Origin of the sequence: Micromonospora sp. WMMD1082, from assembly GCF_029626175.1 — a bacterium.
In the GTDB taxonomy this organism is placed as follows: Bacteria; Actinomycetota; Actinomycetes; order Mycobacteriales; family Micromonosporaceae; genus Micromonospora.
In genome coordinates this window covers 6,237,512-6,256,737 of the sequence record NZ_JARUBM010000002.1, presented here as the reverse complement: position 1 = coordinate 6,256,737, position 19,226 = coordinate 6,237,512, and the positions used below count along the sequence as shown (strand labels likewise).

The following is a 19,226-nucleotide window of genomic DNA, read 5'->3' as shown; positions in this document are numbered from 1 at the left end:
TGAAGTTGTTGTCGCGCACATCGGCGTGTCGCGACAACAACTTCATGATCAACCGCAGGGAGTGGGGGAGGGAGGGGGTTAGGGGGTGGGGCGGCGGTGGTGGGCTATTCGGGCCAGGGTGATGTCGATGACGAGGAAGGCGAGCAGGGTGACGCCGAACCAGGGCAGGGCCCAGCCGAGGGCGACCGTCAGCGGTACGCCGAGCAGCAGGGCCCAGAGCGGCAGACCGCGTACGCCACCACGGGCGGGCGGGGCGCCGACAAGGGCGCGCCGCTCGGCGCGGGTGGGTCGGCGCTGCCACCACATCCGGTAGCCCCACACGATCACGCAGAGCAGCCCGACGGCGATCGCGGCGAGCAGGATCTGGTTGACCACGCCGAAGAGCAGTCCCATGTGGGCCTGGATGCCGAGGTTGCTCAGCTTGGCCAGCAGGGGCCAGTCGGCGAAGTCGCTGCGGGCGGTGACCGCCCCGGTGGCCGGGTCGACGGCCACCCGGTCCCGCCCCACGGGCCAGAGGTCGTCGGTCTGCCCGACGCTCCAGGCGGCCCCGGGCTCACCCGGGCTGATCTCGACCGGTCCGGACAGGCCGGCATCCCGGGCGACGGTGAGCACCCGGTCGAAGGTCGCGGGATCGGCCTCGGCCGGTGGCGCGCCACCGTGCTGGTGCTCGCCGCCACCGGCGGCGGGAGCACCGTCCAGGGTGGTCGACAACGTGGGCCGGTTGGCGTCGAGGGCGGCCAACCCGGCGGCGAAGTTCTCCCCGGCGAACCGGGACCAGGTCAGCCCGGTCGCGGAGAGGATCAGCAGGCCGATGGCGAGCCAGACCCCGGTGGTGGCGTGCCAGCCACGGGTACGCCGTACCCCCTTGCCGGCCGACAGGTCCGGCACCAGCAGGTGCTTCGCGCGGCCCCGCCCGTTGCCGCGGCGGCGCCACCACAGGATCACCCCACCGAGCGCCAGGACCCACAGCCAGCTGGCGGCGATCTCGGAGTAGTGCCGCCCGAGGTCGCCCAGGTGCAGGTTGCGGTGCAGGTCGTCGAGCCAGGTGGTGGCGGGGGTGGCGCCGAACCAGGTGGTCAGCTGCCCGCGCACCTCGGCCGTGTACGGGTCGACGTAGACGGTGTGCTGCTTGTCGCCCAGCTCCGGCAGCGCGAACACCACCTGCGTCGTCCGGTCACCCGCGCCCGGCGACACGGCGGTGAGGCTGCCGTCGGGGTGGGCGGCCCGCGCGGCGGTGACCTGCTCGGCCAGTGGTCGCGGCTGGTCACCGACGGCGGCGACGGTGAGCTGGTCGCCGTAGAGGATCTGGTCCAGCTGCGGCGTGATGGTGTACGCCAGGCCGGTCAGCGCCGCGACCACCAGGAACGGGGCGACCAGGATGCCCGCGTAGAAGTGCAGGCGGACCAGCAGCGCCGCCAGCGGCGAGGGGCGTCGTTGCGGGCGGACGGCCGGCTCGGCGCCGGCGGCGGGATCCGGCGTCGGGGCGCCAGAGAGCTCAGTCAGAGACATACGCTTTTCCGATCGGAATAGCAGGTGTACGTGTGTGAAGCTGGCCCGTGCCCTCGGGTCAGTGTTGTCCGACGCCCGGACACCGCACTAGTCGGACACCGCGCCGCCGGGGTTCCCGGCGGGACGCGTCAGCCCGCGCGGATTCACACCTGCGGCAGGCCGACGTAGTTCTCCGCGAGGCTCGTCGCGTACGCCCGGGAGGTCGTCACGTAGCGCAGGGTGGCCGACTGAAGCTTCACCTCGTACGGGTCGTCGGCGTTGAGTCGATGCAGCATCGAGGTCATCCACCAGGAGAACTGCTGGGCCCGCCAGACCCGGCGCAGCGCGGTCGACGAGTAGGCGTCGAGCAGGTCGCCGCTGCCGTCGGCGTACCAGGCCGCGAAGGCGTCACCGAGCAGCGCGACATCGGCGAGGGCCAGGTTCATGCCCTTGGCGCCGGTGGGCGGGACGATGTGCACCGCGTCGCCGGCCAGGTAGAGCCGCTGCCACCGCATCGGCTCGACCACGAAGCTGCGCAGCGGGGTGATCGCCTTCTCCAGGATCGGGCCCTCGTTGAGCGTCCAGCCCGGCACCGTCTCCAGCCGGGTGCGCAACTCGGCCCAGATCCGCTCGTCCGGCCAGTCGGCGATGTCCTCCTCGGCGGGCACCTGGAGGTAGAGCCGCGAGATCTCCGGCGACCGCAGGCTGTACAGGGCGAAGCCCCGCTCGTGGTGGGCGTAGATCAGCTCGTCCACCGCGGGTGGGGCGGCGGCGAGGACGCCCAGCCAGGCGAACGGGTAGACCCGCTCGTACGTGCGCAGCACCCCGTCGGGCACGGCGGCCCGGCTCACCCCGTGGAAGCCGTCACAGCCGACCACGAAATCGCAGTGCAGCTCCTCGTCGCGGCCCTGCTGGCGGAAGTGGACCACCGGCGCGGAGTCCAGACCGGTCAGGTCGACCGCCTCGGCCTCGAACAGGATCGTCCCGCCGGCGGCCAGCCGGGCGGCGATCAGGTCCTTGACCACCTCCTGCTGCCCGTACACGGTGATCGCCCGCCCGGTCAGCTCCGTCATCGGCACCCGGTGTGACTCACCGTCGAAACGCAGCTCGATGCCCTCGTGCCGCATCCCCTCCCGGTCCAGGCGCGCCCCCAGCCCGGTGTCCCGGAGCAGGTCGACCGAGCCCTGTTCGAGCACCCCGGCGCGCACCCGCTGCTCCACGTACTCCCGGCTGCGGCTCTCCAGCACCACCGAGTCGATGCCGTGCCGGTGCAGCAGGTGCGACAGCATGAGACCGGCCAGTCCCGCCCCGACGATGCCGACCTGGGTGCGCATCCTGCCTCCTTCATTGCATGGTGGGGCGACATTGTCACCCGGGACCAGCCTGCCGGTTGGCGCCCGGCAGCGCCGCTGCCGCTTTCCGCCCAGTGGAAGCACGGCTAGAGCTGGCGGGCCTGCCCGGCCCACCAGGCGGCGATGCCCATGGCGACGGCGGCGCCAGCGAGCGCGGCCAGCGGTACCGACCAGCCGCCGGAGGCGTCGCGCAGCCCACCGAGCAGCAGCGGGCCGGCGGCGCCCACCAGGTAGCCGACCGACTGCACGGTCCCGGACAGCTGCCGGGCCGACTGCGCTCCGCCGGCGCGCAGCACGATCAGGGTCAGCGCGAGGCCGATCCCGGCGCCCTGTGCCAGCCCTGCCACCGCCGACCAGAGCAGGTAGAGGGTCGGTGCGGCCAGTAGACCGGCCAGGCCCACCGCCCAGGCCGCCGCGACGAGCACACCGAGCAGGCGCTGGTCGCGCAGCCGGCCGGCCACCGCCGGGGCGGCGACGGCGGTGGCGATGCCGAGCAGGTTGAACAGCCCGAGCGCCCAGCCGGCATCGGCCGCGGAAGCGCCACCGTCGCGCAGGATCGTCGGCAGCCAGGCCAGCAGCGCGTAGTAGGTCAGCGACTGCATGCCCATGAACACGGCGAGCGCCCAGGTGATCGGCGAGCGCAGCACCGACGTCCGGCCGACGGCGATCGGGGGCGGAGGGTGCCGGCGGTGCAGCCGCGGTGCCCACACCGCCGCCGCGACGGCGGCGAGTCCACCGACCAGCAGCAGGGTGCCGCGCCAGCCGAGCCCGGTCTGCGCCAGCGGCGCGGCGAGCGCCGCCGCGAGCGCGGCACCGCCGGTCAACGCCGCCGTGGTCAGCGCGGTCACGCCGCCCTGCCGGTGGGCGAAGTCCTGCTTGACCACCGTCGGCACCAGGACGTTGCCGACGGTGATGGCCGCGCCGATGGCAGCGTCCCGGCGAACATCCACCCGATCCCGGGCACCACCCGCAGCGCACTGCCCGCGACGATGCCGAGCATCCCGGCCAGCAACGCCACCTCCACACCGACCCGCCGGCCGAGCAGCGCGGCGAGCGGCGCGAACAGCCCGAAGCACAGCACCGGCAGGGCGGTGAGCAGGCCCGCGCCGACGTTGCCCAGCCCCAGGTCGGCCTGCACGTCGGGCAGCAGCGGGGAGAGCACCGCGATGGCCGCCCGCAGGTTCAGCGCCAGCAGCACGACGCCGAGCAGCACGCCGGGGCCGGCGGCGGACGGGACGGCGGTGCGACCGGGTGCCTGTTCGGTGCGCATGTTCAGGCGCTCGCCCGCTGCCGCGTCGGCGGGTGCGGCGGCGACCCCCACTGCGCCTCGGCCAGCCGGGCACCCACCCGCTCGGCCGCCGCGCGCAGTGCCGGCACCAGCCGCTGTCCGGCCGCACCGAGGCTGTGCCCGACGACGCCGATCGCGGCCAGGGTCGTACCGTCGGCGTCGCGCACCGGGACGGCGACCGAGTAGGAGCCGAGGGTCATCTCCTCGTGCGTACGCGCCCAGCCGCGCTCGCGGATCGTTGCCAGCTCGCGGGCCAGCCGGCCCGGCTCGGTGATGGTGTACGCGGTGCAGCGGCGCAGCGGCCGGCTCAGGTAACCGGCGACAACCTCCGGTGGGGCGAACGCCAACAGCGCCTTGCCGACCCCGGTGGCGTGCAGCGGCAACCGGCCGCCGGTCCGGGAGATGGTCGGCACCGAGCGGTGACCGGTGACCTTCTCCACGTACAGCGCCTCGGCGCCGTCGCGGACCGCCAGGTGCACGTTCTCCCGGACGGTGGTGTACAGCTCCTGCAGGTCCGGCAGCGCCACCTCACGCAGCCGGGTGTGCAGCGGCGAGAGCAGCCCGGCCTCCCACAGCCGCACCCCGATGGTGTACGTGCCGTCGGCGCCGCGCGCCAGCGCCCGGCCGGCCACCAACTCGGCGACCAGCCGGTGCGTGGTGGCCAGCGGCAGGTCGGCACGCCGGGCGATGTCGCTGAGCGCCAGCGCCGGGTGGGTCACGTCGAACGCACCGAGGATCGCCAGCACCCGCGAGGTCACCGACGCTCCCGGGGACCGCGTTCCGCCCGCCACGACCGCCGCCCCGGCTCAGAACGGGTAGCGGGTGATGTCGCCCTGCACGGTCAACCACTGCGTCTCGGTGAACGCCTCCACGTTGGCCGCCGCCCCACCGAACCGGGATCCGGTGCCGGAGGCGCCGACCCCGCCGAACGGGGCCACCGCCTCGTCGCTGACGGTCTGGTCGTTGATGTGCACGATGCCGCTGGGGATGCGCTCGGCCAGGGCCATCGCCCGCATCACGTCGCGGCTGAGGATGCCGAGCGACAGCCCGTACTCGGTGCCGCCGGCCAGGGCGACGGCCTCGTCCAGGTCGGTGAAGGGGAGCACCGGGGCGACCGGGCCGAAGACCTCCTGCGCGTACGCGGGGGTGTCCGGGGTGACGTCGGCGAGCACGGTCGGGCGGTAGAACAGCCCGTCGTAGGTGCCGCCGGCGGCGAGCCGGGCGCCCGCCTCGACGCTCGCGGTGACCAGGGTGTGGATCTTGTCGCGTTGCCCCTCGTCGATGATCGGTCCGAGTGCCACCTGTTCCTTGGCCGGGTCACCGACGGGTAGGTGGTCGGCCTTGGCGGCCAGCGCCGCCACGTACCGCTCGGCGAGGCTTTCGTGCACCAGGTGCCGGCCGGTGGTCATGCAGATCTGGCCCTGGTGCAGGAAGGAACCCCACGCACCGGCCGAGGCGGCGAGATCGAGGTCGGCGTCGTCGAGCACCACCAGCGCGGAGTTGCCGCCGAGTTCCAGGTGCGCCCGCTTCAGGTGACGCGCGGCGGCCGCGCCGACCCGGCGGCCAGCGGCGGTCGACCCGGTGAAGCTGATCACCCGGACGTGCGGGTCGGTGACCAGCGCCTCGCCGGCCTCGACGCCGCCGGGCAGGACGTGCAGCAGTCCCTCCGGCAGCCCGGCCTCCTCGAAGATCCGCGCGATGGCCAGCCCGCCGCAGACCGCGGTGCGGGCATCCGGCTTGAGCACCACCGCGTTGCCGAGCGCCAGCGCCGGTGCGACCGAACGGATGGCCAGAATCAGCGGGAAGTTGAACGGGGCGATGACACCGACCACCCCGACCGGCAGCCGGCGGGCCAGGCTCAGTCGCGGCTGAGCGCTCGGGATGATCTCGCCGAGCGGGTGCGAGGCGAGCGACGCGGCCTCGTAGCACTCCTGCGCCGCGGTGGCGGTCTCCACATCGGCCTTCGGCGGAATCGACCCGGCCTCGCGGACCAGCCAGTCGCCGACCTCGGCGGCGTGCTGCTCCCACAGCGCACCGGCCCGGCGCAGCACCGCGGCCCGTTCGGGGTAGCTGGTCGCCGCCCAGTCCCGCTGGGCCGCGGCGGCCCGGGCGCAGGCCCGCGCCACGTCACCCGGGTCCGCCACGCCGACCCGTCCGATCTCCTCCCGGGTCGCCGGGGAACGGACGGCGGCCGTGCCACCGGCCGCCTCCACCCAGCCGTCGCTGTAGAGCGTGCCGTGCCAGATTCCGGTGTCGAGCAGGGGCATCGTGGTCCTCCTTGCGGGTGCGGGTGCGGGTGCGGGTGCGGGTGCGGGATGCGCGGGTGGTCAGGGCTCGACGTACGCCCCGGCGTGCACCGGTACGTCGAGCAGCAGCGGTTCGGTGCGGTCGGCCAGGGTGGGGACGACCTCGTCCAGCACGGCGAGCAGGTCGGCGTGATCGGTGATCCGGCGGGCGGGGCAACCCAGCGCGCGCGCCAGGTCGTGGACGCGTACGTCGTCGAAGGCGGGCCAGGGTGCCTTGCCGCCGGCCCGGTCGGCGAGGCGGTCCATGACGGCGTACCGGCCGTTGGAGAGCACCACGAACAGCACGCCGCAGCCGTACCGGGCGGCGCTCCACAGCCCCTGGATGCCGTAGAGCGACGACCCGTCGCCGAGCACCGCGACGACCGGCCGGGACGGGTCGCCGAGGCGCAGGCCGGCGGCGGCGGGCAGGCCGAAGCCGAGCCCGCCCATGGCCGCGCTGACGAAGCCCCGGGGCTGCCGGACCGGCAACAGCCGGTGCAGGTCGGGCCGGCTGGACGGGGTCTCCTCCACCAGCACCACGTCGCGGGGCAGCCGCTCGGCGAGGGCGACGAAGACGTGCTCGGGTCGCATCGGTTCACCGGCGGCCGGCGGCGCGAGGCCCGCCGTACTCTCCGCCCGCACCGCCGGTGCGACGGCCGGGCGGGCGGTGAGCTGCGCGGCCACCGCGGCGCACAGCGTCGCCGGGTCGGCCAGCACGGCCAGCTCGGCGCTGCTGTGGTGCAGCTCGTCGGGGTCGTCGGAGACGACCGCGACGGTCAGGCCGTCGGGCACCAGCGGGCCGGGTTCGTACGGGTACTGCCGAAACGCCCCGGTGCCCACCACCAGGGCCACGTCGTGCCCGCCGAGCACGGCCCGCAGTCGGGACCGGCCGGCCGGCAGGTGCCCGGCGAAACGCGGATGGTCCTGCGGGAAGCCGGCGCGGGCACCAAAGGGCTCCTGCCACACCGGTGCGCCGAGCCGCTCCACCAGCTTGACCAGGGCGTCCCAGGTTTTCCGGTCGTCCGCGCCGGCACCGACCACCACCACCGGGGCGGCGGCGTCGTCGAGCAGCCCGGCCACCTCCCGCGCGGCCGTGCCCGCGCCGGGATCGGCGCGGCGGACGGTGAGCGGGGCGGCCAGACCGAGCGCCGGCTCCATCGGCGCCGACCAGTCGTCCATCGGCACCACCACGATGGCCGGCCCACGGTGCGCGACGGCCTCGTGCCAGGCCCGCCGCACCGCCGCCGGTACGTCCTGCGGCAGCACCGGCTGGTTGGCCCAGACCGGGTACGTCCCGGCGAGTCCGTCGAGCCGCCCGGCGAGGAACGGTTCCAGCGCGAGGTGACGGCGGTCCTGCTGGCCGACGAGCACCACCAGCGGGGCGCGGTTGACCCGGGCGGTGGCCAGCGCGCCGACGGCGTTGCCGAGCCCGGCGGTGGTGTGCAGGTTGACCAGCGCCGGCCGCCCGGTGGCGATGGCGTGGCCGGTGGCCATGCCGACCACCGAGCCCTCGTGCAGGCCGAGGACGAACTCCAGGGCGTCGGGCAGGTCGGTGAGGAACGGCACCTCGGTCGAGCCGGGGTTGGCGAAGATCCGGTGCGCACCGAGCTGCCGCAGCACGTCGAGGGTGGCGTCCCGGACGGTCGTCGTCTGGCGCGACCCGGTCACGGGGCCGCCACCGTTGGCTGCTCGCTGCCGACGCGGGCGTGGCTGTCACCGTTCTGCTTCTTCGCCCGCTGGATCTGCGCGAAGACGTGCCCGCGCAGCTCGGTGAAGCGGGCCGACGAGCGGGTCGAGAGCTGGTCGCGCTCGTCGGGCAGGTCGATGGTGACGTCGTCGAGCACGATCGTCGGTGAGGCGGAGAGCACCAGCACCCGCTGGCCGAGATAGACCGCCTCGTCGATGTCGTGGGTGACGAACAGGGTGGTCACGCCGAGCCGCTGCCACAGCGACCTGACCAGGTCCTCCAGGTCCGCCCGGGTCTGTGCGTCGACCGCCGCGAACGGCTCGTCCATCAGCAGGATGTGCGGTTCGTACGCGATGGCTCGGGCGATCGCGACCCGCTGCTGCATGCCGCCGGAGAGCTGCCATGGATACGCCCCGTGCACGTCGGCCAGGCCGACGGCCTCCAGCGCCCGGTGGATCAGCTCCTCCCGGCGCGCCTTCGGCAGCTTCTTCTGCTTCAGCGGCAGTTCGACGTTGCCCCGCACGGTCATCCAGGGGAACAGGCTGCGGCCGTACTCCTGGAAGACCACCGCCATGCCCGGCGGTGGCCCGTTGACCGCCTCGCCCTCCAGCACCACCTCGCCGGAGGTCGGGGCGAGCAGGCCGGCGATGCACTTGAGCAGGGTGGTCTTGCCGGCGCCGGACGGGCCGACCACGCAGACCAGGTCACCCCTGGCGACGGAGAAGGTGAGGTCGCGGACCGCCTCGACGCTGCGGCCGTGCCCCTCGTACACCTTGCGCACGCCGCGTACGTCGAGCAGCGCCTCGGTGCGGGTGTCGTTCATCAGTTGCTCCCTCGCTGGGCCTGACGCAGGCCGAAGTACCAGTTCAGGACGCGTCGCTCGAAGATTCTCATGGCGGTGGCGAGCAGGAAGCCGAGCAGCCCGAGCAGCAGGATGCCGGTCCACATCTCGGTGACGGCGAAGGTCCGTTGGAACTGGATGATGCTGAATCCGAGCCCGTTGCTGGCGGCGAACATCTCGCTGATGACCATGAGGATGATGCCGATGGAGAGGCCCTGCCGCATGCCGGTGACGATCTGCGGGCTGGCCGAGCGGATGATCAGGTGCCAGAGCCGGGCCGGGCCACGTACGCCGTAGCAGCGCGCGGTCTCCACCTGCACCTCGTCCACGGCCCGTACGCCCTCGACGGTGTTGAGCAGGATCGGCCACACACAACCGGAGACGATGACCAGCACCTTCATGGTGTCACCGATGCCGGCGAAGAGCATCAGCACCGGCACCAGCACCGGTGGCGGGATGGCCCGGAGGAACTCCAGCACCGGCTCGCAGAAGGCCCGCAGCCGGGGCGACGACCCGATCGCCACGCCCAGCGCCACCCCGAGCAGCACGGCCAGGGTGAAGCCACCGAGCAGGCGCAGCACGCTGGGCAGTACGTCGGTGCCGAGGCGGCCGGAGTGCACCCACGTGTCGGCGACGCTGGCGAGGATCTCCGACAGCGGCGGAAGGTAGTAGCTCTCGCTGTCCGCGCTGAGTACCCACCAGACGGCCAGCAGCGCGACCGGCAGCGCGAGGACGGCGAGCGTGCTGCGGACGACCGCCCGTACGACGTCCGTCGGGCTCCTTCCGGTCTGCCCTGCGGCCCGCACCTCGCTCATGCCGACACCTCCCGGCGTACCGACGGGTGCCAGGCCAGCGCCCACCGTTCCAGCCGTCGGGCCAGCAGGTTGACCGCCACGCCGAGCAGCCCGGTGACGATGATCAGCGCGTACATGCGCGCCACGGCGCCGCCGGACTGCGCGGCGGTGATCTCGTTGCCCAGGCCGGGGGCGCCGATGACGAGTTCGGCCGTGATGGCGAGGATCAGGGCGACCGCCGCGGCCAGGCGTACGCCGGTGAGCAGGTAGGGCAGCGCGGTCGGCCAGGTGACGTGGCGGATGCGGGCCAGGCGCCCGAGACCGAAGGTGCGGGCGGTCTCCTGCGCGACCGGGTCGACGTCCTGGACGCCGTAGAGCACCTGGACCAGCACCTGCCAGAAGGCGGCGTAGACCACCAGCAGCAGCACCGAGCGCAGGCTGGTGCCGAAGACCAGCACGGCCAGCGGGATGAGCGCCACCGAGGGGATCGGTCGCAGGAACTCGATGGTCGAGGCGGTCGCCTCGCGCAGGATCGGGACGGTGCCGATGACGAACCCGACGACGACGCCGAGGACCACCGCGATGGCGAGGCCGAGGAACCAGCCCCGGATGGTGTCGCCGAGGGCGGCCCAGAAGGTCGACTCACCGAGCAGGTCGCCCAGGGCAGTCACGACCCGGCTGGCCGTCGGCAGGTAGTCCGGCGAGACGAGGCCGAGGCGCGGCACCGCCTCCAGCAGCGCGACGAAGGTGGCGAACCCGAGCACGCCGAGCAGCGCGGTGCCGCCGGGCAGCCGGTTCCGGCCGGCACCGGCGGCCCGCGCGTCACGGGTCGCCGGTGCCAGGGTGGATGTCACGGGAGCAGCTCCGCGATGTCGACCTGCTGGGAGATCAGACCATCGGCGAGCATCAGGTCGGCCATGGTCTGCACGGACTCGCGGTTGATCTGGCCCGACCAGCCCGGCAGGGTGATCTTCTCGGCGACCGCCGGGTCGATCTGGGCGTAGGTCAGCAGGGCCGCACGCGCCTCGTCCGGGTGCTCCTGCGCGTAGGTCAGGGACTTCTCGATCGCGGCGGTGAACCGCCGGGTGAGGTCACCCTTCTCCTGGATGGTCCGCTCCGTGGTGAAGTACGCGGCGACGGTGAGGTCCGGCGCGGTGTCGACGAAGTTGGAGGCGATCACCCTGGCACCCTGATCCTGCGCGACGGTGAAGAACGGCTCGACGATCCAGGCGGCGTCGACCCGCTTGCCACTCACCGCGGCGGGCATGTCGGGGAAGGGCAGCTCGACGAACTGCACGCCCGACGGGTCGCCGCCGGCCTTGCGGATCGAGGCGCGCACGGTGGTGTCGCCGATGTTCTTGAGGTTGTTCACGGCGACGGTCTTGCCGGCCAGCTCGGCCGGGCCGGTGATCGGGCTGTCGGCGGGTACGACCACGCCACCGAAGTCCCCGCCCTGCTCGCCGGTGGAGGAGTTGCCCTCGGCGATGGCCCTGAGCGGGATGTTCTGCGAGCGGGCCACGATGAGCGAGACGACGTTGCCGAAGGCGAAGTCGAATTCGCCGCTGACCACGCCCGGCACGGCGGCGGCGCCGCCGGTGGTGTTGACCACCTCGACCTCGATGCCCTCCTCGGCGAAGAAGCCCTTCGAGACGCCGAGGTGCAGCGGCGCCACGTCGACGATCGGGATCGCGCCGACCTTGACCTTCGTGGTGCCCTCGGCCCCGCCGGCCTCGTCGTCGGCGCCGCAGGCGGCGACGGAGGTCAGCAGGGCGGCGGCGGTTATGGCGGATACGACTACACGGCGCATACAGGTACTCCCGCGTCCGGCGGTCCGTGGAGGGGGACCGGGGGGTGTGGTGGGTGCTGGTCCGGAGGAGCTTCCCAAGCTGTTCGCTAACCGAACGGCTGTTCTCATATAGAACGTTTGCACGTGGCCTGGCTCACGTCAACGGGTCCCCGCAACATTTCTGCAACGGGACGGACGTCGAGAAGTCCACAGGTCGCGGCGCGTTGACGGATGCCGCCGGATGGCATTACGTTCGAGATAAGTACGCCAGTCCGCATACCGAACAGCGCGGGTGGGCGGTGGATCGCAGGAGGCGGGGAGGCTCATGGCGAAGCTCGTCTCGCTGGCCGATGGCGTCGCGGAACTGGTCCGTGACGGGGACATGGTGGCGCTGGAAGGGTTCACCCACCTGATCCCGTTCGCCGCCGGCCACGAGATCATCCGGCAGGGGCGGCGCGACCTGACCCTGGTACGGATGACACCCGACGTCGTCTACGACCAGCTCATCGGCGCGGGATGCGCGCGCCGGCTGGTCTTCTCCTGGGGCGGCAATCCCGGCGTCGGGTCGCTGCACCGGTTCCGCGACGCCGTGCAGAACTCCTGGCCCGCCCCACTCGAACTGGAGGAACACAGCCACGCCGGGATGGCCAACCGCTACGTCGCCGGTGCCTCCGGCCTGCCCTTCGCCGTGCTGCGCGGCTACACCGGCACCGACCTGCCCCGGCACACCACCAACATCCGCAGCATCGACTGCCCGTTCACCGGGGAGACGCTGACCGCGGTCCCCGCGCTGCGCCCCGACGTCACGGTGGTGCACGCCCAGCGTGCCGACCGCGCCGGCAACGTGCAGATGTGGGGCATCACCGGTGTGCAGAAGGAGGCGGTGCTGGCCGCGCGGCGGTCACTGGTCACCGTCGAGGAGATCGTCGACGAGTTCGAACCCGTACCGGGACAGGTGGTCCTGCCCGGCTGGGCGCTCACCGCAGTGGCACCCGCCCCCGGGGGCGCGCACCCGTCGTACGCCCAGGGCTACAGCGTCCGCGACAACGACTTCTACGTGGCCTGGGACGCGATCAGCCGGGACCGCGACACCTTCCGGGACTGGATCGACCAGCACGTGATGACGGTGGGGGTACAGGCGTGAGCGGACGCTACACGGCCGACGAGATGATGACCGTCGCCGCCGCCCGGCAACTGCGCGACGGCACCGCCTGCTTCGTCGGGATCGGGCTGCCCAGTACCGCGGCGAACCTGGCCCGCGCCACCCACGCCCCCGACCTGGTGCTCATCTACGAGTCGGGCTGTCTCGGCGCCAAGCCGCACCGGCTGCCCCTGTCCATCGGCGACGGCATCCTCGCCGACACCGCCGACGCGGTGGTCTCCGTGCCCGAGGTCTTCAACTACTGGCTGCAACCCGGCCGCATCGACGTCGGCTTCCTCGGCGCCGCGCAGCTCGACCGGTACGGCAACATCAACACCACCGTCATCGGCGGCGACTACGCCGACCCGAAGGTGCGCCTGCCCGGTGCCGGCGGCGCCCCGGAGATCGCCGCGTCCTGCGGCGAGGTCGTCGTCATCGTCCGGCAGAGCCTGCGTACCTTCACCGAACGGGTCGACTTCGTCACCTCGGTCGGCTACGGCGCCGGCCCTGGTGACCGGGCGCGGCTCGGGCTGCGCGGCGGCGGACCCCGCACCGTCATCACCGACCTCGGCGTCCTCGAGGCCGACCCGGCCACCTGCGAGCTGACCCTCACCCGGCTGCACCCCGACGTCACCGTCGAACAGGCCCGCGCGGCCACCGGCTGGTCCCTCGCGGTCGCCGACGAACTGGCCACCGGCGAGCCACCCACCCCCGACGAACTCGCCGTGCTGCGTGCCCTGGAAGCGACCATGAAGGTGGCGGCGGCGTGACCCGCGACGTCTACCTGCTCGACGCCGTCCGCACCCCGATCGGCCGCTACGGCGGCGGCCTGGCCGGCGTACGCCCCGACGACCTCGCCGCCCACGTGGTGCGCGAGATCGTGGCCCGCAACGGCGGGCTCGACCCGGCCCGCATCGACGACGTGCTGCTCGGCGACGCCAACGACGCCGGCGAGGACAACCGGGACGTGGCCCGGATGGCGGTGCTGCTGGCCGGCCTGCCGCCGTCGGTGCCCGGCGCCACCGTCAACCGGCTCTGCGGCTCCGGGCTGGAGGCGGTGATCGGCGCCTCGCGGGCCATCGCCGTCGGCGACGCCTCGATCTGCCTGGCCGGGGGAGTGGAGTCGATGAGCCGCGCCCCCTGGGTGCTCAGCAAGCCCGAGCAGGGCTATCCGCGCGGGCACGAGACGCTGCACTCCACCACGTTGGGCTGGCGCCTGGTCAACCCCCGGATGCCCGAGCAGTGGACGGTGCCACTCGGCGAGGGCGCCGAGATCCTGGCCGAGCGGCACGGGATCAGCCGCGCCGCCCAGGACGAGTTCGCCCTGCGCAGCCACCAACTCGCCGACCGGGCCTGGCACGACGGCGGGTACGCCGACGAGGTCGTCGCGGTGCCGGACACCGACGTCGGGCGGGACGAGAGCATCCGGTCGACCACCACCCTGGCGGCTCTCGGCCGGCTCGCGCCGGTCTTCCGGCCCGACGGCACGGTCACCGCCGGCAACTCCTCCCCGCTGAACGACGGGGCCAGCGTCCTGCTGCTCGCCGACGCCGCCGGTGCGCGGGAGATCGGCCGCGCGCCGCTGGCCCGCGTCGTCTCCCGGGCGGTCACCGCGATTGAACCGCACCTGTTCGGCATCGGCCCGGTGGCCGCCGCCGAGGAGGCGCTACGCCGCGCCGGCCTCGGCTGGGGCGACCTCGACGTGGTCGAACTCAACGAGGCCTTCGCCGCGCAGTCGCTGGCCTGCCTGGCCCAGTGGCCCGACCTCGACCCGGCGATCGTCAACCCGCAGGGCGGCGCGATCGCCCTCGGCCACCCGCTGGGCTCCTCCGGATCGCGGATACTCGGATCGTTGGCGTGGCAGCTGCACCGCCGTGGCGGCGGTCGGGGCCTCGCGGCGATCTGTATCGGGGTCGGTCAGGGCCTGGCCGTCGTACTGGAAGCCTGAGAGGAAGGAGCGGCCCATGACCCAGGACACCGGCCGCAAACTCGTCCTGCCGACCTACCGCCGCGACGACATCGACGCCCACCCGCCACTGCTCAGCCCCGGCTACCTCTCCACCGTGCCCCGCGCCCCGCAGCAGCCGTTGACCTACCTGCCGCAGCGGCTCACCGAGATCACCGGCCCGCTGCTCGGCGAGGAACGCCTCGGCGAGCTGGACCACGACCTGACCCGCCAGCACGACGGCGAACCCCTCGGGCAGCGGATCATCGTGCACGGCCGGGTCCTCGACGGCGACGGCCGCACCGTGCCGCACACCCTCGTCGAGATCTGGCAGGCCAATGCCGCCGGCCGTTACCGGCACGCCGCCGACACCTGGCCGGCGTCGCTGGACCCGAACTTCACCGGCGTCGGACGTGCCCTGACCGATACGCAGGGGCGGTACCGGTTCGTGACCGTGCAGCCCGGCGCCTACCCCTGGCGCAACCACGACAACGCGTGGCGGCCCGCGCACATCCACTTCTCGCTCTTCGGCCGGGCGTTCACCCAGCGGCTGGTGACCCAGATGTACTTCCCGGGCGATCCGCTCTTCTTCCAGGACCCGATCTTCAACTCGGTTCGCGACGAGCGGGCGCGGCAGCGGATGATCGCCCGGTACGACCACGCCGCCACCGAGCCCGAGTGGGCGCTGGCCTACGAGTTCGACATCGTGCTGCGCGGCCGGGAGGCCACCGTGTTCGAGGACGAGGACGACGATGAGTGAGCCGCTGGGCGTGACGCCCGCCCAGACCGTCGGGCCGTACCTGAGCATCGGCCTGCACTGGCCCGACGGCCCGTACGTGGTGCCCGAGGGCACGCCGCAGGCGTTCTGGATCCGTGGCCGGATCCTCGACGGTGCCGGCGCACCGGTGGTCGACGCGATGGTGGAGAGCTGGCAGGCCGATCCCGACGGCCGCTTCGACCACCCCGACGACCCGCGCGGCGCCCGGCCACCCGTGGTCGACGGCTTCCGCGGCTTCGGCCGGGCCGAGACCGACGCCCAGGGCTGGTACGCGCTGCACACCGTGCGGCCGGGAACGCTGCCCACCCCCGACGGCGACACCGAGGCGCCGCACCTGACCCTGTCGGTGTTCGCCCGAGGACTGCTGCACCGCCTCGTCACCCGCGTCTACTTTCCCGGCGAGGCGGCCAACGCCGCCGACCCGGTGCTGCGTACCGTCGATCCCGACCGCCGTGACACGCTGCTGGCCCGGCCGGCGGCGGACGGGTTCCAGTTCGACATCCGCCTGCAGGGAGAGCATGAGACCGTCTTCTTCGCCGTCTGAGGCGCTGCTGCGCGGGCTCTCCGGCACCGCCGACGTCGACGCCGAGACCGGCGACCGCGCCCTGTTGCGGGCGTTGCTGGACGCGGAGGCCGCCCTGGCCCGGGCCGGCGCCGACGCCGGCCTGCTACCCGGGCCGGCCGCCGAGGAGATCGCCCGGCAGTGCCGCGCCGAACGGTACGACCCGGCCGCCCTCGGCGCGGCGGCCGACGCCGCCGGCAACCCCGTCGTCCCGCTCGTGCGGGAACTGACCGCCGCCGTCGCCGAACCGGCCCGGCCCTGGGTGCACCACGGCGCCACCAGCCAGGACGTGCTCGACACCGCCCTGTCGCTGGTGGTGGTGCGGGCCGCCGGACCGCTGCTGCGGCACGCCGCCGACGCCGCCGACGCCGCCGCCCGGCTGGCCCGGACCCACCGGGACACCCTCATGGTGGCCCGCACCCTCGGCCAGCAGGCCGCCCCCACCACCTTCGGTCTCAAGGCGGCCGGCTGGCTGGTCGGGCTGATCGAGGCGCGGACCCGGCTGTCCCGGGCGCGCGCCGGCATGCCCGCGCAGCTCGGCGGGGCGGTCGGCACGCTCGCGGCGTACGGTCCGGCCGGGCCGGTGATGGTCGAGCGGTTCGCCGCCCACCTGGGCCTGGCGGCGAGTCCGCTGCCCTGGCACACCCGCCGCCAGCCCCTGCTCGACCTGACCGCGGCCCTCGGCGGGCTGCTCACCGCCACCGGCAAGGTCGCGCTCGACGTGGGCCTGCTCGCGCAGACCGAGGTCGGTGAGGTGGCCGAGGGGGGCGAGGGGCGCGGTGGATCCTCGGCGATGCCGCACAAGCGCAACCCGGTGGACTCGGTGCTGGTCACCGCCGCGGCCCGGCGTGGCCCGGGGCTGGTCGGCACCCTGTTCGCCGCCGCCGGCCAGGAACACGAGCGGGCCACCGGCGGCTGGCACGCCGAGTGGGAACCCCTGCTCGACCTGGTGCACCTCGCCGGCGGCGCCGCCGCCCGCACCGCCCGGATGCTGACCGGCCTGAACGTACGCCCGCAGCGGATGCGGGCCAACCTGGACGCCACCGGCGGCCTGCTGCTCGCCGAGGCGGTGGCCGCCCGGCTGGCCCCGACACTGGGCCGCGCCGCCGCCCACGACCTGGTCGGCCGGGCCGCTGCCCGCCCCGACTTCCGGGCGGCGCTGCTCGCCGACCCGGACCTGCGGGCGCACCTGTCGGAACGGGACGTCGACGCCGCACTCGACCCGGCCGGCTGGCTCGGCTCCGCCGGCCACCTGGTCGACCGCGCCCTCGACCTGCACCGCGCGGCATCCCGGTGACCGCCGGGCTGCACGCCATCGTGGACGGCCCGACGGAGGCACCGGTGCTGCTGCTCGGCAGCTCCCTGGGCACCACCGGCGCGATGTGGCAGCCGCAGGTGGCGGCGCTGGCCGCGCGGTACCGCGTCGTCCGGTACGACCATCTCGGCCACGGCGGCTCGGCGGTGCCGGCCGGACCGTACACGATCGACCTGCTCGGCCGGACGGTGCTACGGCTGCTGGACGACCTCGGTGCGACCCGGGTGCACTACGCCGGGCTCTCCCTCGGCGGAATGGTCGGCATGTGGTTGGCCGCGCACGCCCCCGAGCGGATCGACCGCCTCGCCCTGCTCTGCACCTCGGCGTCGTTCGGAGCGGGCGACGACTGGCGGGACCGGGCCGCCACCGTCCGCGCCGGGCGGCTGGACACCATCGCCGACGCGATCGTCGCGCGCTGGTTCACCCCCGCCTTCGCCGCTGCCCGTCCGGAGACCGTCGCCATCTACCGGGACATGCTGGTCACCACACCCGTGGCCGGCTACGCCGCCTGCTGCGAGGCCATCGCCGCGATGGATCTGCGTCCGGACCTGACCGCCGTGCGCGCCCCGACGCTGGTGGTCGGCGCCGCCGACGACCCGGCTACCCCACCGGAGGAGGCCGCCGCCATCGCCGAGCGGATCCCGGCCGCCCGCCTGGTGCTGCTCCGCGACGCGGCACACCTGGCCAACGTCGAGCAGCCCGAGGCCGTCACCCGCCTGCTGACGGCCCACTTCGACCCGGAAGGCGCGGTGCGCACATGACCGACCAGCAGCGGTACGAGGCCGGAATGGCGGTACGCCGGCAGGTGCTCGGCGACCCGCACGTCGACCGGGCCGTCGCCGGCACCGACGAGTTCACCGCCGACTTCCAGGACCTGATCACCCGGTACGCCTGGGGTGAGATCTGGACCCGGGAGGGGCTGGACCGGCGCACCCGCAGCTGCATCACCCTCGCCGTGCTGGCCACCCTGCACCACGACGAGGAACTGGCCATGCACGTACGCGCCGCGCTGCGCAACGGTCTGACCCCGCAGGAGGTCGGCGAGGTCCTGCTCCAGGTGGCCGTCTACGCTGGCGTACCAGCGGCGAATCGGGCGTTCAAGGTGGCCCAGGAGACTCTGCGGCAGGAGGCCGAGTGACCGACGTGGCGACGTCCCGATCCGGCGAGTTCGTCCAGTCGCTGGAACGCGGCCTCGCCGTGATCCGGGCCTTCGACGCCGAACACCCGCAGCTCACCCTCAGCGAGGTGGCCCGCGCCACCGGGCTGACCCGGGCCGCCGCCCGCCGCTTCCTGCTCACCCTGGTCGAGCTGGGCTACGTGCATACCGACGGTCGGCTGTTCTCGCTGCGCCCCCGCATCCTCGACCTCGGCTACGCCTATCTGTCCAGCCTGAGCCTGCCCGAGGTGGCGCAGCCGCACATGGAGGCGCTGGTCGCACAGGTACACGAATCATGTTCGGTGTCGGTCCTGGACGGCGACGAGGTGGTCTACGTCGCGCGGGTGCCCACCAAGCGGATCATGACCGTGGGGATCAGCGTGGGCACCCGCTTCCCCGCGTACGCGACGTCGATGGGCCGGGTGCTGCTCGCCGCGCAGCCGGCCGACTGGCTGGACGAATACCTCGCCACGGCGCAGCTGCGGCCGCTGACCCGGCGCACCGTCACCGACCCGGCCAAGCTACGCGCCACCCTGACGAAGATCGCCACCCAGGGGTACGCGCTGGTCGACCAGGAACTGGAGGAGGGGCTGCGGTCGCTGGCCGCACCGATCCACGGCGACAACGGGTCGGTGATCGCCGCGGTCAACGTCTCCGCCCACGCCAGCCGTGGCTCGTTCGAGATGATCCGCAAAGAGCTGCTGCCCCCGCTGCTGGCCACCGCGAAGCGCATCGAGGAGGACCTGGGCGCCGGCCCGGGTCGCTGAGCACGGTCGTCGCCCGTTCCGCCCGCCGTCGCGCCGAATCG

20 protein-coding genes are annotated in these 19,226 nt (G+C 73.7%); 9 read left to right on the top strand and 11 right to left on the bottom strand.

What is annotated here, in order from left to right; all coding sequences use genetic code 11:
* Positions 1–78 precede the first annotated feature (78 nt).
* The 11 genes from O7615_RS28935 to O7615_RS28885 all read right to left on the bottom strand — a co-directional run bounded on the left by O7615_RS28935 (position 79) and on the right by O7615_RS28885 (position 11,542).
* Positions 79–1,509, bottom strand: coding sequence for a PepSY-associated TM helix domain-containing protein (locus tag O7615_RS28935; RefSeq protein ID WP_278180945.1), 1,431 nt, complete (start codon positions 1,507–1,509; stop codon positions 79–81).
* A 143-nt stretch (positions 1,510–1,652) separates the two neighbouring features.
* Positions 1,653–2,822, bottom strand: coding sequence for a 4-hydroxybenzoate 3-monooxygenase (locus tag O7615_RS28930; protein WP_278180944.1), 1,170 nt, complete (start codon positions 2,820–2,822; stop codon positions 1,653–1,655).
* Between the two features lie 104 nt (positions 2,823–2,926).
* The gene (locus O7615_RS28925) at positions 2,927–3,790 is read right to left on the bottom strand and encodes an MFS transporter (RefSeq protein ID WP_278180943.1); all 864 of its coding nucleotides are present in this window, start codon (positions 3,788–3,790) and stop codon (positions 2,927–2,929) included.
* Positions 3,685–4,110: a hypothetical protein gene (locus O7615_RS28920; RefSeq protein WP_278180942.1), complete on the bottom strand. Its 426-nt coding sequence runs from the start codon at positions 4,108–4,110 to the stop codon at positions 3,685–3,687. Before O7615_RS28920 ends, O7615_RS28925 begins: the two co-directional genes overlap by 106 nt.
* 2 nt (positions 4,111–4,112) lie before the next feature.
* On the bottom strand, positions 4,113–4,886 hold the full coding sequence (locus O7615_RS28915) for an IclR family transcriptional regulator (RefSeq protein ID WP_278180941.1): 774 nt from the start codon (positions 4,884–4,886) through the stop codon (positions 4,113–4,115).
* 48 nt (positions 4,887–4,934) lie between these two features.
* On the bottom strand, positions 4,935–6,395 hold the full coding sequence (locus O7615_RS28910; RefSeq protein WP_278180940.1) for a benzaldehyde dehydrogenase: 1,461 nt from the start codon (positions 6,393–6,395) through the stop codon (positions 4,935–4,937).
* Between the two features lie 60 nt (positions 6,396–6,455).
* On the bottom strand, positions 6,456–8,081 hold the full coding sequence (locus O7615_RS28905) for a thiamine pyrophosphate-dependent enzyme (protein WP_278180939.1): 1,626 nt from the start codon (positions 8,079–8,081) through the stop codon (positions 6,456–6,458).
* Entirely contained in the window at positions 8,078–8,923 is an 846-nt protein-coding gene (locus O7615_RS28900; protein ID WP_278180938.1) for an ABC transporter ATP-binding protein, read from the bottom strand. The genes O7615_RS28905 and O7615_RS28900 overlap by 4 nt, the downstream gene beginning before the upstream one ends.
* Complete coding sequence (locus tag O7615_RS28895) at positions 8,923–9,756, bottom strand: ABC transporter permease (RefSeq protein WP_278180937.1); 834 nt, start codon at positions 9,754–9,756, stop codon at positions 8,923–8,925. The genes O7615_RS28900 and O7615_RS28895 overlap by 1 nt, the downstream gene beginning before the upstream one ends.
* Complete coding sequence (locus O7615_RS28890; RefSeq protein WP_278180936.1) at positions 9,753–10,589, bottom strand: ABC transporter permease; 837 nt, start codon at positions 10,587–10,589, stop codon at positions 9,753–9,755. The genes O7615_RS28895 and O7615_RS28890 overlap by 4 nt, the downstream gene beginning before the upstream one ends.
* Positions 10,586–11,542 (bottom strand): ABC transporter substrate-binding protein, encoded by a 957-nt coding sequence (locus O7615_RS28885; protein WP_278180935.1) that lies wholly within the window; start codon positions 11,540–11,542, stop codon positions 10,586–10,588. Before O7615_RS28885 ends, O7615_RS28890 begins: the two co-directional genes overlap by 4 nt.
* Positions 11,543–11,846: 304 nt before the next feature.
* Here O7615_RS28885 and O7615_RS28880 point away from each other — a divergent pair, with 304 nt between their 5' ends.
* The 9 genes from O7615_RS28880 to O7615_RS28840 are packed head-to-tail and all read left to right on the top strand — an operon-like array spanning position 11,847 to position 19,185.
* Entirely contained in the window at positions 11,847–12,665 is an 819-nt protein-coding gene (locus O7615_RS28880; RefSeq protein WP_278180933.1) for a CoA transferase subunit A, read from the top strand.
* Positions 12,666–12,688: 23 nt separating this feature from the next.
* A complete protein-coding gene (locus tag O7615_RS28875; RefSeq protein WP_347405133.1) occupies positions 12,689–13,432 on the top strand; it encodes a CoA-transferase in 744 nt (247 codons plus the stop codon).
* Positions 13,429–14,610 carry an acetyl-CoA C-acyltransferase gene (locus O7615_RS28870; protein WP_278180931.1) on the top strand — a complete coding sequence of 394 codons (1,182 nt, stop codon included), beginning with the start codon at positions 13,429–13,431 and terminating at the stop codon, positions 14,608–14,610. The genes O7615_RS28875 and O7615_RS28870 overlap by 4 nt, the downstream gene beginning before the upstream one ends.
* A gap of 16 nt (positions 14,611–14,626) precedes the next feature.
* The gene (gene pcaH, locus O7615_RS28865) at positions 14,627–15,367 is read left to right on the top strand and encodes a protocatechuate 3,4-dioxygenase subunit beta (RefSeq protein ID WP_278180930.1); all 741 of its coding nucleotides are present in this window, start codon (positions 14,627–14,629) and stop codon (positions 15,365–15,367) included.
* Complete coding sequence (gene pcaG, locus O7615_RS28860; protein ID WP_278180929.1) at positions 15,360–15,929, top strand: protocatechuate 3,4-dioxygenase subunit alpha; 570 nt, start codon at positions 15,360–15,362, stop codon at positions 15,927–15,929. Before pcaH ends, pcaG begins: the two co-directional genes overlap by 8 nt.
* Entirely contained in the window at positions 15,904–17,244 is a 1,341-nt protein-coding gene (pcaB, locus tag O7615_RS28855) for a 3-carboxy-cis,cis-muconate cycloisomerase (protein WP_278180928.1), read from the top strand. Before pcaG ends, pcaB begins: the two co-directional genes overlap by 26 nt.
* Positions 17,241–18,023 (top strand): 3-oxoadipate enol-lactonase, encoded by a 783-nt coding sequence (gene pcaD / locus O7615_RS28850; RefSeq protein WP_278180927.1) that lies wholly within the window; start codon positions 17,241–17,243, stop codon positions 18,021–18,023. Before pcaB ends, pcaD begins: the two co-directional genes overlap by 4 nt.
* Positions 18,020–18,400, top strand: a complete 381-nt coding sequence (pcaC, locus tag O7615_RS28845; RefSeq protein WP_278180926.1) for a 4-carboxymuconolactone decarboxylase — start codon at positions 18,020–18,022, stop codon at positions 18,398–18,400. Before pcaD ends, pcaC begins: the two co-directional genes overlap by 4 nt.
* A complete protein-coding gene (locus O7615_RS28840; protein WP_278180925.1) occupies positions 18,397–19,185 on the top strand; it encodes an IclR family transcriptional regulator in 789 nt (262 codons plus the stop codon). Before pcaC ends, O7615_RS28840 begins: the two co-directional genes overlap by 4 nt.
* Positions 19,186–19,226 lie beyond the last annotated feature (41 nt).